Consider the following 13,461-nt stretch of genomic DNA (forward strand, 5'->3'; position numbering starts at 1 on the left):
GCCCCAACGGGCACCCGAGCGCCCGCAAAACCGCACAATGGGGATTTCCATGCGTCATGTCGCGAAATTGATGGCGGCTTCGGCCTTCGCCGTCCTGATGGCCTCGACGGCCCAGGCCCAGACGCCGAAGGACACCATCGTCATGGCCAAGCAGATCGACGACATCATCACGCTCGATCCGGCCGAGGCCTTCGAATTCTCCGGCGTCGAGGTCGTCACCAACCTCTACGACAAGCTGATCGGCGTCGACCTCAAGAACAACAACGCGCTGATCGGCGAGCTCGCCCAGAGCTGGACCGTCAGCCCCGACAACCTGACCTACACCTTCAAGCTGCGGCCCGGCGTCAAGTTCCATTCCGGCAACCCGCTTACCGCAGCCGACGTGGTCTATTCCTTCCAGCGCGCCGTGACGCTGAACAAGTCGCCGGGCTTCATCCTCACCCAGTTCGGCCTGACCAAGGACACGGTGCTCGACAAGGTGAAGGCCGCCGATGACAACACCGTCGTGATCACCGTCTCCAAGCCGTTCGCGCCGAGCTTCTTCCTGAACTGTCTGACCTCCGGCGTCGCCTCGATCGTCGATTCCAAGCTGGTCAAGGCCAATGAGAAGGATGGCGACTGGGGCAATGGCTGGCTGAAGCTGGCCTCGGCCGGTTCGGGCGCCTACAAGGTCCGCGCCTATCGTCCGAACGAGCAATATGCGCTCGACGCCAATGAAGGCTGGTACAAGGGCGCGCCCAAGACCAAGCGCGTCATCGTCCGCCATGTCGCCGAGCCGGCCTCGCAGCGCCTGCTGCTGGAGAAGGGCGACATCGACATCGCCCGCAACCTCTCCAAGGACCAGCTCGCCGCGGTCAAGGGCAACGCCAATGTCGAGATCGTCCAGGGCGACAAGGGCTACATCCTCTATCTCGGCCTGAACCAGAAGAACCCGAACCTTGCCAAGCCCGAGGTACGCGAGGCGCTGAAATGGCTGGTCGACTACGACGCGATCGAGAAGAACATCGTCGAGGGCACCTATAAGGGCCATGAGGCGTTCCTGCCCAAGGGCTTCCTCGGCGCGATCGACGACAAGCCCTACAAGCTCGACGTCGCCAAGGCCAAGGAGCTGCTCGCCAAGGCCGGCCTGCCGAACGGCTTCACCGTCACCATCGACACCCGCTCGGTCAATCCGATCACCGACATCACCCAGGCGATCCAGTCGACCTGGGCCCAGGCCGGCATCAAGCTCGAGATCATCCCGGGCGACGGCAAGCAGACGCTGACCAAGTACCGTGCCCGCACCCATGACATCTATATCGGCCAGTGGGGCCCGGACTATCTCGATCCGCACACCAATGCCGAGACCTTCGCCATCAACGAGAACAATGGCGAGGACGCCAAGTCGAAGACGCTGGCCTGGCGCAATGCCTGGGACATCCCGGAGATGACCAAGGTCACGCAGGCGAACGTGCTTGAAACCGATGCGGCCAAGCGCGCCGCCGTCTATGGCGATCTGCAGCGCGAACACCAGAAGGTCTCGCCCTTCGTCATCATGTTCCAGCAGGTCGAAGTCTCGGCGCAGCGCAAGAATGTCGACAATTGGGTGATCGGACCGAGCTCCGACACCAATTTCTACGCGCCGATCGCCAAGAACTGAGGCGCCTGTCGCCGCCGCAACCCGCCGTAGCCCGATAGGAGGCTGCGGCGGGTTTTCTGCTTTGACGCGAGGCGGCGTCGGTGAAAGCCCAAAAACAACAAGAAGAGCCAAGAACAAGAAACGGAGCCGCCCATGGCCTCGACTACCGCACCGACACCGCCTGCCGCTTCCCGATCCGGCAACCGGGCCCTGCGCTGGAGCAGGATCCTCGGCCGCGAGCTGACCACGGTCGCGATCACGATCTTCGGCCTGCTGCTCGTCACCTTCCTGATCGCCCGCGTCATGCCGATCGACCCGGTCCTCGCCGTGGTTGGCGACCGCGCACCCGCCGATGTCTACGACAAGGCGCGGCTCGAGCTCGGCCTCGACAAGCCGCTCTGGGAGCAGTTCTCGATCTATGTCGGCAAGGTCTTCCGCGGCGATCTCGGCACCTCCGTGCTGACCGCGCAGAAGGTCACGGACGATATCAAGACGGTGTTTCCGGCGACGCTGGAGCTGGCGACGCTCGGCACGCTGATCGGCGTCGCGCTCGGCGTCCCGCTCGGCATCCTCGCCGCCGTCAACCAGGGCCGCTGGATCGACCAGGTCGCCCGCGTGATCGGCCTGATCGGCTACTCGATCCCCGTCTTCTGGCTCGGCCTGATGGGCCTGCTGCTGTTCTACGCCAAGCTCGGCTGGGTCGCAGGTCCCGGCCGCCTCTCGGTCGCCTATCAGGACTTCGTCACCCCGATGACCGGCATCGTCATGCTCGATGCGGCGATGCAGGGTGAATGGGAAGCGGTCGTGGACGCGTTCTGGCACCTGATTCTGCCGGCTTCCGTGCTCGGCTTGCTCTCGGTCGCCTATATCAGCCGCATGACCCGCAGCTTCATGATCACCGAGCTGCAGCAGCAATATGTCGTGGCGGCGCGGGTGAAAGGGCTGTCGGAGTGGCGCGTCGTCTGCGGCCATGCGCTGCGCAACGCCTTCGTGCCGCTCGTCACCGTGATCGCGCTTTCCTACATGCACCTGCTCGAAGGCTCGGTGCTGACCGAGACGATCTTCGCCTGGCCGGGGCTCGGCCGCTATCTCACCAATGCGCTGCTCAACGCCGACATGAATGCGGTGCTCGGCGCCACGCTGGTGGTCGGCGCCGTCTTCATCGCGGTCAACCTGTTCTCCGACATTCTCGGCCGGCTGGCCGACCCGCGGGCGCGCTGAGGAGGATGGCCATGACCGATCAAGCCTCCGCCCCCGTCACCTGGCAGGCCTGGCTGACCACGACCTCGCCGGCATCGCGCCGGCAGGCCCGGCTCGGGCAGCTCTACCGGCAATGGCTCGCCTTCAGGAAGAATCCGGCCGCCATGGTCGGCCTCCTGATCGTCCTTGCCCTGCTGCTGCTCGCGGCCTTCGCGCCGCTGGTCGCGCCGCACGATCCGCTCGCCCAGGCGCTCGACCAGCGCCTGCTGGCGCCGTCCGCCAAGCATCTGTTCGGCACTGACGCGCTCGGCCGCGACATCTTCAGCCGCGTCGTCTACGGCACCCGCGTCACGCTGGTGATCGTGATGCTCGTCGTGATCACGGTCGGGCCGCTCGGCCTCCTGATCGGCTGTGCCGCCGGCTATTTCGGCGGCTGGGTCGACACCGTGCTGATGCGCATCACCGACGTCTTCCTCGCCTTCCCGCGCCTCGTGCTGGCGCTCGCCTTCGTCGCCGCGCTGGGGCCGGGGCTGGAAAACGCGGTCATCGCCATCGCCTTCACCGCCTGGCCGCCTTACGCCCGCGTCGCCCGGGCGGAGACGATGATCATCCGCAATGCCGACTACATCTCGGCGATGCGCCTGCAGGGCGCCAGCCAGATGCGCATCGTGCTGAAGCATGTCGTGCCGATGTGCGTGCCCTCGCTGATCGTGCGCACGACCTATGACATGGCCGGCGTCATCATCATCGCTGCCGGTCTCGGATTCCTCGGCCTCGGCGCCCAGCCGCCGATCCCCGAATGGGGCGCGATGATCTCGACCGGCCGCGAGCAGATCTTCGACCAGTGGTGGGTCGCGACCTTCCCGGGCATCGCCATCTGCGTCGTCGCCCTCGGCTTCAACCTGCTCGGCGACGGGCTGCGCGACGTGCTGGATGCGAGGTGAGCGCCGAGATGAACGCAACCTCTGACGCACCTCTGCTCACGCTCGACGACCTGCGCGTCGACTTCCACACCCCGACCGGCATCGTCAATGCGGTGCGCGGGCTGTCCTTCACGCTTGGCCGCGAAAGGCTCGGCATCGTCGGCGAATCCGGCTCCGGCAAGTCGATGACCGGCCGCGCCATCCTCGACCTGATCCCGCATCCCGGCGTGGTCAGCGCCAAGCGGATGGAGTTCCGCGGCAAGGATCTGACGGCGATGGACAAGGGCAGCCGCCGCAAACTGCGCGGCCGCCACATCTCCATGGTGATGCAGGACCCGAAGTTCTCGCTGAACCCGGTCAAGACCGTCGGCGACCAGATCGCCGAAGCCTATCGCGTCCATCACAAGGCGAGTGCGCGCGAAGCCAGGGAGCGCAGCCTCGCCATGCTCGAAGCCGTGCAGATCCGCGAGCCCGCCCGCGTCTACGGCCTCTATCCGCACGAGGTCTCGGGCGGCATGGGCCAGCGCGTCATGATCGCGATGATGCTGATCGCCGAGCCGGAGATCCTGATCGCCGACGAACCGACCTCGGCGCTCGACGTCACCGTCCAGCTCCAGATCCTCAAGATCCTCGACGATCTCGTCTCCAGCCGCGGCATGGGGCTGATCTTCATCAGCCACGACCTGCATCTGGTGAAGTCGTTCTGCGACCGGGTCATCGTCATGTACGGCGGCAAGGCGATGGAGACCCTGCCGGCGCAGGAACTCGACCGGGCCCAGCACCCCTATACGCGCGGGCTGCTCGGCTGCCTGCCCGATCTCGACCATCCCCGCGAAAAGCTCGCGACCCTCACCCGCGACCCGGCATGGCTGGCATGAGCACGAACTCCGCGATCAACGCCGAGCGGCTCAACGTCTCCTTCGGCGACTCCCATGTGGTGAAGGACCTCTCCTTCGCGGTCTCGCCGGGCGAGAGCTACGGCATCGTCGGCGAGTCCGGCTCGGGCAAGTCGACGGTGCTGCGCGTGCTCGCCGGTCTCAACCGCGACTGGAGCGGGGAGGTCGATATCCTCGGCAAGCGCCAGCCCAAGATCCGCGACAAGGCCTTCTACCGGGCCGTCCAGATGGTCTTTCAGGACCCTTACGGTTCGCTGCACCCGAAGAAGACCGTCGACGACACGCTGGCCGAGCCGCTCGCCATCCATGGCATCCGCGATGCCGAGGCGAAGATCACCCGCGCCATGGCGGATGTCGGCCTGCCGTCCTCCTTCCGCTTCCGCTTCCCGCATCAGCTCTCCGGCGGCCAGCGCCAGCGCGTCGCCATCGCCCGCGCTCTGGTGCTGGAGCCGACGATCCTCCTGCTCGACGAACCGACCTCGGCGCTCGACGTCTCGATCCAGGCCGAGGTGCTGAACCTGCTGCAGGCGCTGCGCCAGGAGCGCAAGCTCACCTACATCCTGGTCAGCCACGATCTCGCCGTCGTCGCGCATATGTGCGAGCGGCTGCTGGTCATGCAGTTCGGCCGCGGCGTCGAGGAGATGAGTGCCGAAACGCTCGCCGCCCGCACGCCGCAGACGGACTATGCCCGGCAACTGCTGATCGCGAGCGAGGGCTTTCGCCGGGCGGGGTAGACCCCGTCATTGCGAGCGCAGCGAAGCAATCCAGAGGGGCGTAGAGCTCTGCCGCCCCTGGATGCTTCGTCGCTTCGCTCCTCGCGATGACGGCATAGGGGCCCCGCTACCCAAAGCGTTTGGCAAGCTGCGTGCTTGGTCGCATTGTCGTCGCAGGATTCGGTTCGACTGGCGCGCGCATTTCGTTCGACCGCGGAACGGGTCGAGCGGATAGAATGCGCGCCGACCACGCGTCGGGCCGCCCAGGAGTATGCCGTCATGGATGCCATCGCCGAACGCCTTCTGAAGCCGGAGGCTGCGCCCGAGCGCACGCCGGTGCCGCCCTTCGACCTGGTGATCTTCGGCGCCGGCGGCGACCTTGCTCTGCGCAAGCTCTTTCCAGCGCTCGCCCAGCGCAATGAGGAAGGCGTGCTGCCGGCCGAGAGCCGCATCCTCGGCATCGTCCGCAAGCAGGAGGATATCGAGGGCATCCCGCGCGAGATCGCCGACAAGCTCGCCGCGGCGGGCCTGTCGCCCGAGCGCATCGCCGCCTTCCAGCGCCGCCTGACCATGGTCATGCTCGATGCCGTCAAGCCCGAGACCTATGGCGCGCTGAAGGAGGCGCTCGGGGATTCCGAGCATGTTCGCTCCTTCTATCTCTCGACGCCGCCGGACCTGTTCATACCGATCTGCGAGAATCTCGCGGCGGCCGGCATCCTGACGCCGACCTCGCGCGTCATCCTGGAGAAGCCGCTGGGGCGGGACCTTCATTCGGCGCGGGCCATCAACGATGCCGTCGCCCGCATCCTGCCGGAAAGCCGGACCTACCGGATCGACCATTATCTCGGCAAGGAGACGGTGCAGAACCTGCTCGTCCTGCGCTTCGCCAACACGCTGTTCGAGCGCTCCTGGTCGAGCCGCGACATCGACAATGTCCAGATCACCGTGGCCGAGACGGTCGGGCTCGAATCCCGCGCCGGCTATTACGACAAGGCCGGGCATCTGCGCGACATGGTCCAGAACCACGTGCTGCAACTGCTCTGCCTCTTCGCCATCGAGCCGCCGAACCTGCTCGAAGCCGATGCGGTGCGCGACGAGAAGGTGCGCGTGCTCAAGGCGCTCAGGCCGATCGTCGGCCCCGATGTCCAGCGCTGGACCGTGCGCGGCCAGTACGGGCCGGGCGCCATCGAGGGCCAGAGGGTCAAGGGCTATGCCGAGGAACTCGGCCACGCCAGCAACACCGAGACCTTCGTTTCGATCCGCTGCGAGCTCGACACCTGGCGCTGGGCCGGCGTCCCGATCTATCTGCGCACCGGCAAGCGCATGGCGCAGCGCTATTCCGAGATCGCCGTCACCTTCAAGCCGGTGCCGCATTCGATCTTCGGCCATGCCGCCGATTGCGGCCGCCTCGACGCCAACCGCCTCGTCATCCGCCTGCAGCCCAATGACGGCGTGCAGATGCAGCTGATGATGAAGGTGCCGGGCTCCGGCAAGCTCAAGATCGTGCCGCGCCAGCTCGACCTGCGCTACGAGACCGCCTTCGACGTGCGTACGCCCGACGCCTATGAGCGCCTGCTGACCGACGTCATCCGCGGCGACCAGACCTTGTTCATGCGCCGCGACGAGGTCGAGCAGGCCTGGACCTGGATCGACCCGATCCTGGCTGGCTGGCAGGAATACTATCCCCAGCCGCATCGCTATGCCGCCGGCTCCTGGGGCCCGTCGCAGTCGATCGGGCTGATCGAGCGCGAGGGCCGCTCCTGGGCCGATCCGGAGTTCGGCGAATGACCGCTGCCGGCCCGTTGCTGCGCCATCGCTTCGAGACGCTGGCCGATGCCTCCGCGGCACTGGCCGAGGCCGTCGCTGTCAGGCTGCGCGCCTGCATCGACGCGCGGGGCAGGGCGCTGCTCGCCGTGCCCGGCGGCACGACGCCGGCGCGCTTCCTCACAGCCCTCGGCGAACATGAGCTGCCCTGGGAGAAGGTCACGGTGCTGCCGACCGACGAGCGCTTCGTCGCCCCCAGCGATCCCGCCTCGAACGAGCGGATGATCCGCGCCGCCTGCGCGCCCTTGCGCGACGGGCGCGCCGGCTTCGTCTCCTTCCACAATGCCGGCGACGATCTCGCCGCCGCCGCCGCCAGCCTCGACCGTCTGCTCGCCGGCCTGCCGGCGCTCGACGTCGTGGTCAGCGGCATGGGGGCGGACGGCCACATCGCCTCGCTCTTTCCCGGTGACGAGCGCGGCTTGTCGGCCGGCCCCGGCGTGCACGCCATCGCCGCGAGCCCGCCCGACCTGCCGCCGCGGCTCTCGCTCTCGCCGGCGCGGCTGCGTGGCGCCGAGCATGTCTGCCTGCTGATCTCCGGCCAGGAGAAGGATGAGGTCCTGGCCTCGGCGGTCGAATTGCCCGGAGCCTTCCCGGTCGGGCTGCTGCTCGGCCGTCCGCAGGGGCTCGACGTCTACTGGGCGAAGGCTTAAGCGGGCTCCTAGAGAAGCAGCGAACATCCTCAGCCCTCATCCTGCGAGACGCGCTCTTGCAGAGCGCTCCTCAGGATGAGGGCTGAAGGAGAGATCAGGAGAGATGTCGATGTCCACCGCCCCCGAGATCGCCCGCTTGGCCGCTTGCGGCGTCGTCCCCGTCGTCGTCATCGACGAGGCGGAGATCGCCGTGCCGCTCGCCGAAGCGCTGCTCGCCGGCGGCATTGACGTGATCGAGATCACTTTGCGCCGCCCGGCCGCCATGGCAGCGCTCGAGGTCGTGGCGAAGAAGGTACCTGGCATCCTGCCCGTCGCCGGAACGGTGGTGACGCCGACCCAGGCGGCCGAGGTCCAGAATGCCGGTGCCCGCGCCGTGGTCAGCCCCGGCTTCACCGAAAGCGTCGACGAGGCGATGAAGAAGACCGGGCTGCCCTGGCTGCCGGGCGTCGCGACGGCCTCCGACTGCATGCGCGCCGTCTCGGCGGGGCGTCTGCACTGCAAATTCTTCCCGGCCGAGCAGGCCGGCGGCGTGCCCGGCCTGAAGGCGCTCTCCGGCCCGTTCCCGCAGATGAAGTTCTGCCCGACCGGCGGCGTTTCGCTCGCCAATCTCGGCAACTACCTCGCCTTGCCGCAGGTTCTCTGCGTCGGCGGCTCCTGGCTCGTCCCGGCCGATGCCGTGAAGAACCACGACTGGGCGCAGGTGACCAAGCTCGCCCGAGAAGCGCGCGAGAAGGTTGCGGAGCTGCGCGGCTAGTCCGCCCGGCCGAGGCGGCTGAAGGCGAGTTCCTGCGCATAGGTCCGGATGTCGCCGGGCCAGCTTGCCGCATGATCCCTGAAGCCGGCCTCGTCGCCGGCGAACAGGGCGCGTGACGCCTCTTCGAAGCCGTGCAGGTCTCCGGCCATCGCCGCCATGAAGCGATAGGCGGTCTCGCGGGCGATCCGCGCCCGCGTCTGCCCGCCATCGCCGCGCCGTGCTTCGTCGACGAGCCGCCGCAGTGCCTGCGAGGCGCCGCCCGGCTGGGCCGACAGCCACTCCCAGTGCCGCGGCAGCAAGGTGACCTCGCGCGCCACCACGCCGAGCTTTGGCCGGCCGCGCCCGCGCGGTTCGCCGCCGCCGAGCCGCGCCACGATCTCCGCCTCGGAGCCGCGCAGATCGAGGTCGATGACCCGTCCCGTCGCATCGTCGAAAGTCAGCAGGCTCGCATCCGGGCGTTCGGCCAGCCGTGCCCGTACCGCGAGTGCGACCTGAGCCAGCGGCCCGCGCGCCAGTAGGGCCTCGCCATCGAAGGCGGTGCAGGGGTGGTCGGCGGTGTCGGTCATCATTGGGCTCCGTGGTTGCGGATTAATTACCCGGATGAAATTCCTTGAGTCAATATTGCCCGGGTGATATTTGGCATCCGACAACGACAGGAGAGGTCGATGCTGACTGAGGACAGGAAGGCCGCCGTGGCGGCCTATAAGGAGCGCAAGGTCGTCGCCGGAATCTATCTCGTGCGCTGTGGCGCGACGGGAGCGTGCTGGGCCGGGCAGGCGCCGGACCTTTCGACCATCCAGAACCGTGTCTGGTTCACGCTCCGCCATGGCAGCCACCGCCAGCGCAGCCTGCAGGCGGCCTGGATCGCGCATGGCGAGGGCGCATTCTCATTCGAGGAAATTGAACGGCTGGACGAAAAGGCTCTGGAAGCCGGCCGCGAGCGCGTCATGAAGGCGCGGCTGGCGCATTGGTGCGCGGAGCTCGGGGCGGAGGGGGTGTGAAATAGGGCTCGGGTGGGAGAGGGCAGGGTGAGGTGTAGGCCGTTCGCCCTGTTCCGTGAGCGCTCACCGCGCGGTCGGGTCAGGCCAACGAAGTCCCTCCCGAACACCTCACCCCTACCCCTCTCCTTCCAGGAGAGGGGATCCCGCGCTTCCTTGCTAAGGTTGGGCGGTCAGTCCGCCAGCCGCGCGACCACCATATCCGCGATCGCCAGCGAGCTCGTCAGCCCCGGGCTCTCGATGCCGAGCAGATTGACCAGCTGCGGCACGCCATGCACGGCCGGGCCGTCGATCCGGAAATCCGGCATCGGCTCGGTCGGCCCGTGCAGCTTCGGCCTGATCCCGGCATAGTCGGCGACGAGCGCGCCATCGGGCAGGCCCGGCCAGTAGGTCCGGATCGCTGCGTAGAACTTCTCCGCCCGCGTGGGATCGACGACGAGGTCCTGGTCGTGCTCGACCCATTCGACATCGGGGCCGAACTTGACCCGGCCCGCCATGTCAATGGTCGCGTGGATGCCGAGGCCGGCCGCTTCCGGGATCGGGTAGACCAGATGGCTGAAGGGCTGCTTGCCGAGCAGCGAGAAGTAATTGCCCTTGGCGAAGTACTGCTTCGGCACATGGGCGGGCGGAAAGCCCTCGAGCTTGCCGAGCAGACGCGGCGCGCCATGGCCGGCCGCGTTGACGATGGTATTTGCCGTATACGTCGCGGGATCCTCGCCGCCGAAATCGACGCTGAAGCCACGGGCCTCGCGCCGCCAGGCGAGGATCGGCGTGTTGAGCGCAAGCGACCCCCCCGCCGCCTCGCATTCGCCGAGCAGCGAGAGCATCAGCGCATGGCTGTCGACGACGCCGGTCTCGGGCGAGAGCAGGGCGATCTCGCAGGTGACCTCGGGCTCGAGCGCCTTCGCCTCGGTGGCGTCGATCCAGCGCAGCGAGGCGACGCCGGAGGCTTCGGCGCGCGTCGCGATCGTTTCCAGCGCCGGGCGCTGGCCGGCATGCGTGCCGACGATCAGCTTGCCGCAGGCCTTGTGCGGTAGGCCGCGCTCACGAAGGTAGTCGTAGAGGAGCTTGCGGCCCTCGACGCAGACCTGCGCCTTCAGCGAGCCCGGCGGATAGTAGATGCCGGCATGGATGACCTCGCTGTTGCGCGCCGAGGTCTGGGTGCCGATGCCTTCGGCGGCTTCCGCGATCACGACCTCGCGGCCGGCGAGCGCGAGCGCGCGCGCCGTCGCGAGGCCGACGACGCCGGCCCCGATGACGAGACAGTCGATGTCGCTCATCTTCCGGTGCTCAACCCGCCCGCTGCGGCATGGCGATCTCGACCAGGCTCGCCCAATAGGTCATGCCGACCGGCAGCGCCTTGTCGTTGAACTCGTAGGCCGGGTGATGCAGCCCGGCGGAGTCGCCATTGCCCATGAAGATGTAGGCGCCGGGCCGCTCTTCCAGCATGAAGGAGAAGTCCTCCGAGCCCATGGTCGGCGGCACCTCGGTGTCGATCGCCTCCTTGCCGAAGACGTTCTTCGTCGCGCTGGTGACGAAATCGGTCTGGCCGGCATGGTTGAAGGTCACCGGATAGCCGCGCTCGTACTCGATCTCGAAGGTCAGGCCGAAGGCCTGGGCCGTGCCGGTGACGATCTCGCGGAAGCGCTTCTCGGCGAGGTCGCGCATCTCCGGGGAGAGCGAGCGTACCGTGCCCTTGATCACGACATGTTGCGGGATGACGTTGAAGGCCTCGCCGGCCTGCAGCGCCGTCACCGAGACGACGACGGAGTCGAGCGGGTCGGCATTGCGCGAGGCGATGGTCTGCAGCGAGGAGACGAGCTGGCAGGCCGCGACCAGTGGGTCGACGGTCTCGTTCGGCTTGGCGGCATGGCCGCCGCGGCCCTCGAGCTTGAGCAGGAAGCGGTCGGCGGCCGCCATCATCGGGCCCTTGCGGATCGCGAACTGGCCGACGGGCAGGCCGGGCATGTTGTGCAGGCCGTAGACCTCCTGCACGCCGAAGCGCTCCATCAGCCCGTCCTTGCACATCTCCCGGCCGCCGCCGCCGCCTTCCTCGGCCGGCTGGAAGATCATGATGGCGGTGCCGTCGAAATCGCGGGTGTCCGCCAGGTACTTCGCGGCGCCGAGCAGCATGGCGGTGTGGCCGTCATGTCCGCAGGCATGCATCTTGCCGGGTACGGTCGAGCGATGTTCGAGATTGGTCTCCTCATGGATCGGCAGCGCGTCCATGTCGGCGCGCAGGCCGATGACCTTGCCGGAATTCTGACCCTTGCCCTTGATCACGCCGACCACGCCGGTGCGCCCGATCCCGGTGACGACTTCGTCGACACCCCATTCCCGAAGCTTGTCGGCGACGATGCCGGCGGTCCGGTTCACATCGAACAGCAGTTCGGGATGGCGGTGGAAGTCGCGGCGGATCGCAGTGATCTCGGGCTCGATCGCCGCGATGAGTTCGGATTTGGGCATCGTGTCCTCGGGCCGTTTGGGGCAACTTCGCAGAAATCGGGTTGCTTGATGCGGCAAGCTAGCCCGAGCGGGCGCACCCTGTCCAAGCCGATTGCGGCATGAGGGGGAGGAAGCGCACGAATGACGATGCGCGGCCGTCGCACTGATCCCGACCGTCTTCTGCCGCTAGACTGCGGCGACGCCCTTGGCGAAACTTCATGCGAAGCGAACTTGCGAGGACCATCATGGAGATCAAGCGAAGCGGATCGCAGCCTTCGGGCAAGGGCCCGGCCGATTATTTCACCGGTCAGGTGCGGATCGACCCGCTGTTCAACCCGCCCGAGCCCGCGCGCATCGCCACCGCGCATGTCACCTTCGAGCCCGGCGCGCGCACGGCCTGGCACACCCACCCGCTCGGCCAGACGCTGATCGTCACCGCCGGCTGCGGCTGGGCCCAGCGCGAGGGCGGCCCGGTCGAGGAGATTCGGGCCGGCGACGTGGTCTGGTTCCCGCCCGGCGAAAGGCACTGGCATGGCGCCACCGCGACCACCGCGATGAGCCATATCGCCTTGCAGGAGCGCCTCGACGGCGAGACTGTCAAATGGCTGGATCACGTTACGGAAGAGCAGTATCGTCGCTGAATTCGGGAGCTGCTTCCGAGTTCTCGGCGGTTCGCTTCCGGAGGATGGAACGCGCGTGATCTTCGCGCGTTCGAGTTGAACCGCCATCGCTTTGAATGGGAGGCCGCCATGCGCCGCCTGATCGTTCTCGCCGCTTCCTTCCTCCTTGTCGCGCCATTCATGGCCAGCGAAGCCGATGCCCAGGGGCGCGGCGGCTGGGGCGGCCGTGGTGGAGGTTTCCATGGCGGCGGCTTCGCCGGTGCAGGCATGCGAGCCGGCGGGCTCGGCATGAACCGGGCCTTTGCCGGCCCGGGTTTCGGCTATCGCGGGGGCGGCATAAGGGCCGCTGGCTTTGGCTACCGCGGCGGTGCCTATCGCGCCGGCTTTTATCGTGGCGCTGGCTGGGGATACGGGAATCGCTGGTATGGCGGCGGCTATTATGGGCGCGGGGCCTATTGGCGGCGCGGCTACTACAACAACTGGGGCTGGGGCGCCGGAGCGCTTGCCGCCGGCGCGGTCATCGGCGCCGCAGCGGCCTACCCCTATTATGGCTCGTCCTATTACTACGATACGCCCGGCTATTATGGCGGGGACTATTACAGCGGGGCCTACTATGCGCGGCCTTATTACGCCGCGCCGGTCTATGCGGCTCCGGTTTCGTCTGGGATCGGCGGCTTCTGCAGCACGCCGGTCCGGACCTGCCAGTTGATCAATGCCGCGGAGGTCGGCAGCGGCTGCTCGTGCAGTGTCGCCGGCGGGCGGGCTCGCGGAGCCGTGATCCCCTAACGTTCTCTCCGGGGAGGTCCGGGCGCGCGACGCT

Annotated in this window: 14 protein-coding genes; 11 read left to right on the top strand and 3 right to left on the bottom strand. The window is 67.6% G+C overall.

The genetic code is table 11. The features are described from left to right. Positions 1–49 precede the first annotated feature (49 nt). The 8 genes from AC1REK_RS01935 (at position 50) to eda (ending at position 8,578) form a co-directional block, all read left to right on the top strand. Positions 50–1,639 carry an ABC transporter substrate-binding protein gene (locus AC1REK_RS01935; RefSeq protein WP_390893308.1) on the top strand — a complete coding sequence of 530 codons (1,590 nt, stop codon included), beginning with the start codon at positions 50–52 and terminating at the stop codon, positions 1,637–1,639. A gap of 132 nt (positions 1,640–1,771) precedes the next feature. Next, the gene (locus tag AC1REK_RS01940) at positions 1,772–2,839 is read left to right on the top strand and encodes an ABC transporter permease (protein ID WP_492267373.1); all 1,068 of its coding nucleotides are present in this window, start codon (positions 1,772–1,774) and stop codon (positions 2,837–2,839) included. An 11-nt stretch (positions 2,840–2,850) separates the two neighbouring features. After that, complete coding sequence (gene nikC, locus AC1REK_RS01945) at positions 2,851–3,762, top strand: nickel transporter permease (RefSeq protein WP_492267372.1); 912 nt, start codon at positions 2,851–2,853, stop codon at positions 3,760–3,762. Positions 3,763–3,770: 8 nt separating this feature from the next. After that, entirely contained in the window at positions 3,771–4,619 is an 849-nt protein-coding gene (locus tag AC1REK_RS01950; RefSeq protein WP_492267371.1) for an ABC transporter ATP-binding protein, read from the top strand. Continuing rightward, positions 4,616–5,371 (top strand): ABC transporter ATP-binding protein, encoded by a 756-nt coding sequence (locus AC1REK_RS01955; RefSeq protein ID WP_492267370.1) that lies wholly within the window; start codon positions 4,616–4,618, stop codon positions 5,369–5,371. Before AC1REK_RS01950 ends, AC1REK_RS01955 begins: the two co-directional genes overlap by 4 nt. Before the next feature lie 258 nt (positions 5,372–5,629). After that, entirely contained in the window at positions 5,630–7,138 is a 1,509-nt protein-coding gene (gene zwf / locus AC1REK_RS01960; RefSeq protein ID WP_316018217.1) for a glucose-6-phosphate dehydrogenase, read from the top strand. Then, positions 7,135–7,824: a 6-phosphogluconolactonase gene (gene pgl, locus AC1REK_RS01965; protein ID WP_492267369.1), complete on the top strand. Its 690-nt coding sequence runs from the start codon at positions 7,135–7,137 to the stop codon at positions 7,822–7,824. The genes zwf and pgl overlap by 4 nt, the downstream gene beginning before the upstream one ends. 103 nt (positions 7,825–7,927) lie before the next feature. Beyond that, positions 7,928–8,578 (top strand): bifunctional 4-hydroxy-2-oxoglutarate aldolase/2-dehydro-3-deoxy-phosphogluconate aldolase, encoded by a 651-nt coding sequence (eda, locus tag AC1REK_RS01970; protein WP_492267368.1) that lies wholly within the window; start codon positions 7,928–7,930, stop codon positions 8,576–8,578. Here the strand turns inward: eda and AC1REK_RS01975 are convergent. After that, the gene (locus AC1REK_RS01975) at positions 8,575–9,144 is read right to left on the bottom strand and encodes a DUF2239 family protein (protein WP_492267367.1); all 570 of its coding nucleotides are present in this window, start codon (positions 9,142–9,144) and stop codon (positions 8,575–8,577) included. The genes eda and AC1REK_RS01975 overlap by 4 nt on opposite strands. A 99-nt stretch (positions 9,145–9,243) precedes the next feature. Here AC1REK_RS01975 and AC1REK_RS01980 point away from each other — a divergent pair, with 99 nt between their 5' ends. Next, positions 9,244–9,579: a GIY-YIG nuclease family protein gene (locus AC1REK_RS01980; protein WP_492267366.1), complete on the top strand. Its 336-nt coding sequence runs from the start codon at positions 9,244–9,246 to the stop codon at positions 9,577–9,579. Positions 9,580–9,749: 170 nt separating this feature from the next. Here AC1REK_RS01980 and AC1REK_RS01985 read toward each other — a convergent pair whose 3' ends face one another. Both AC1REK_RS01985 and AC1REK_RS01990 read right to left on the bottom strand, forming a co-directional pair. Continuing rightward, the gene (locus AC1REK_RS01985; protein ID WP_492267365.1) at positions 9,750–10,856 is read right to left on the bottom strand and encodes an NAD(P)/FAD-dependent oxidoreductase; all 1,107 of its coding nucleotides are present in this window, start codon (positions 10,854–10,856) and stop codon (positions 9,750–9,752) included. A gap of 10 nt (positions 10,857–10,866) precedes the next feature. Continuing rightward, positions 10,867–12,042 carry a M20 aminoacylase family protein gene (locus AC1REK_RS01990; RefSeq protein WP_492267364.1) on the bottom strand — a complete coding sequence of 392 codons (1,176 nt, stop codon included), beginning with the start codon at positions 12,040–12,042 and terminating at the stop codon, positions 10,867–10,869. Positions 12,043–12,266: 224 nt separating this feature from the next. On the opposite strand from AC1REK_RS01990, the gene AC1REK_RS01995 reads away from it, so the two are divergent. Beyond that, positions 12,267–12,662: a (R)-mandelonitrile lyase gene (locus AC1REK_RS01995; protein ID WP_327520332.1), complete on the top strand. Its 396-nt coding sequence runs from the start codon at positions 12,267–12,269 to the stop codon at positions 12,660–12,662. Between the two features lie 108 nt (positions 12,663–12,770). Then, on the top strand, positions 12,771–13,427 hold the full coding sequence (locus AC1REK_RS02000; protein WP_316018225.1) for a hypothetical protein: 657 nt from the start codon (positions 12,771–12,773) through the stop codon (positions 13,425–13,427). Positions 13,428–13,461 lie beyond the last annotated feature (34 nt).

Source organism: Allobosea sp. GW823-FHT02B03 (genome assembly GCF_058797755.1).

What these genes read in the sequence shown, in the direction of transcription:
- AC1REK_RS01935 (WP_390893308.1), top strand. Translation starts at nt 50, where the DNA reads ATGCGTCATGTCGCGAAATTGATGGCGGCTTCGGCCTTCGCCGTCCTG.
- AC1REK_RS01940 (WP_492267373.1), top strand. Translation starts at nt 1,772, where the DNA reads ATGGCCTCGACTACCGCACCGACACCGCCTGCCGCTTCCCGATCCGGC.
- nikC (WP_492267372.1), top strand. Translation starts at nt 2,851, where the DNA reads ATGACCGATCAAGCCTCCGCCCCCGTCACCTGGCAGGCCTGGCTGACC.
- AC1REK_RS01950 (WP_492267371.1), top strand. Translation starts at nt 3,771, where the DNA reads ATGAACGCAACCTCTGACGCACCTCTGCTCACGCTCGACGACCTGCGC.
- AC1REK_RS01955 (WP_492267370.1), top strand. Translation starts at nt 4,616, where the DNA reads ATGAGCACGAACTCCGCGATCAACGCCGAGCGGCTCAACGTCTCCTTC.
- zwf (WP_316018217.1), top strand. Translation starts at nt 5,630, where the DNA reads ATGGATGCCATCGCCGAACGCCTTCTGAAGCCGGAGGCTGCGCCCGAG.
- pgl (WP_492267369.1), top strand. Translation starts at nt 7,135, where the DNA reads ATGACCGCTGCCGGCCCGTTGCTGCGCCATCGCTTCGAGACGCTGGCC.
- eda (WP_492267368.1), top strand. Translation starts at nt 7,928, where the DNA reads ATGTCGATGTCCACCGCCCCCGAGATCGCCCGCTTGGCCGCTTGCGGC.
- AC1REK_RS01975 (WP_492267367.1), bottom strand. Translation starts at nt 9,144, where the DNA reads ATGACCGACACCGCCGACCACCCCTGCACCGCCTTCGATGGCGAGGCC.
- AC1REK_RS01980 (WP_492267366.1), top strand. Translation starts at nt 9,244, where the DNA reads ATGCTGACTGAGGACAGGAAGGCCGCCGTGGCGGCCTATAAGGAGCGC.
- AC1REK_RS01985 (WP_492267365.1), bottom strand. Translation starts at nt 10,856, where the DNA reads ATGAGCGACATCGACTGTCTCGTCATCGGGGCCGGCGTCGTCGGCCTC.
- AC1REK_RS01990 (WP_492267364.1), bottom strand. Translation starts at nt 12,042, where the DNA reads ATGCCCAAATCCGAACTCATCGCGGCGATCGAGCCCGAGATCACTGCG.
- AC1REK_RS01995 (WP_327520332.1), top strand. Translation starts at nt 12,267, where the DNA reads ATGGAGATCAAGCGAAGCGGATCGCAGCCTTCGGGCAAGGGCCCGGCC.
- AC1REK_RS02000 (WP_316018225.1), top strand. Translation starts at nt 12,771, where the DNA reads ATGCGCCGCCTGATCGTTCTCGCCGCTTCCTTCCTCCTTGTCGCGCCA.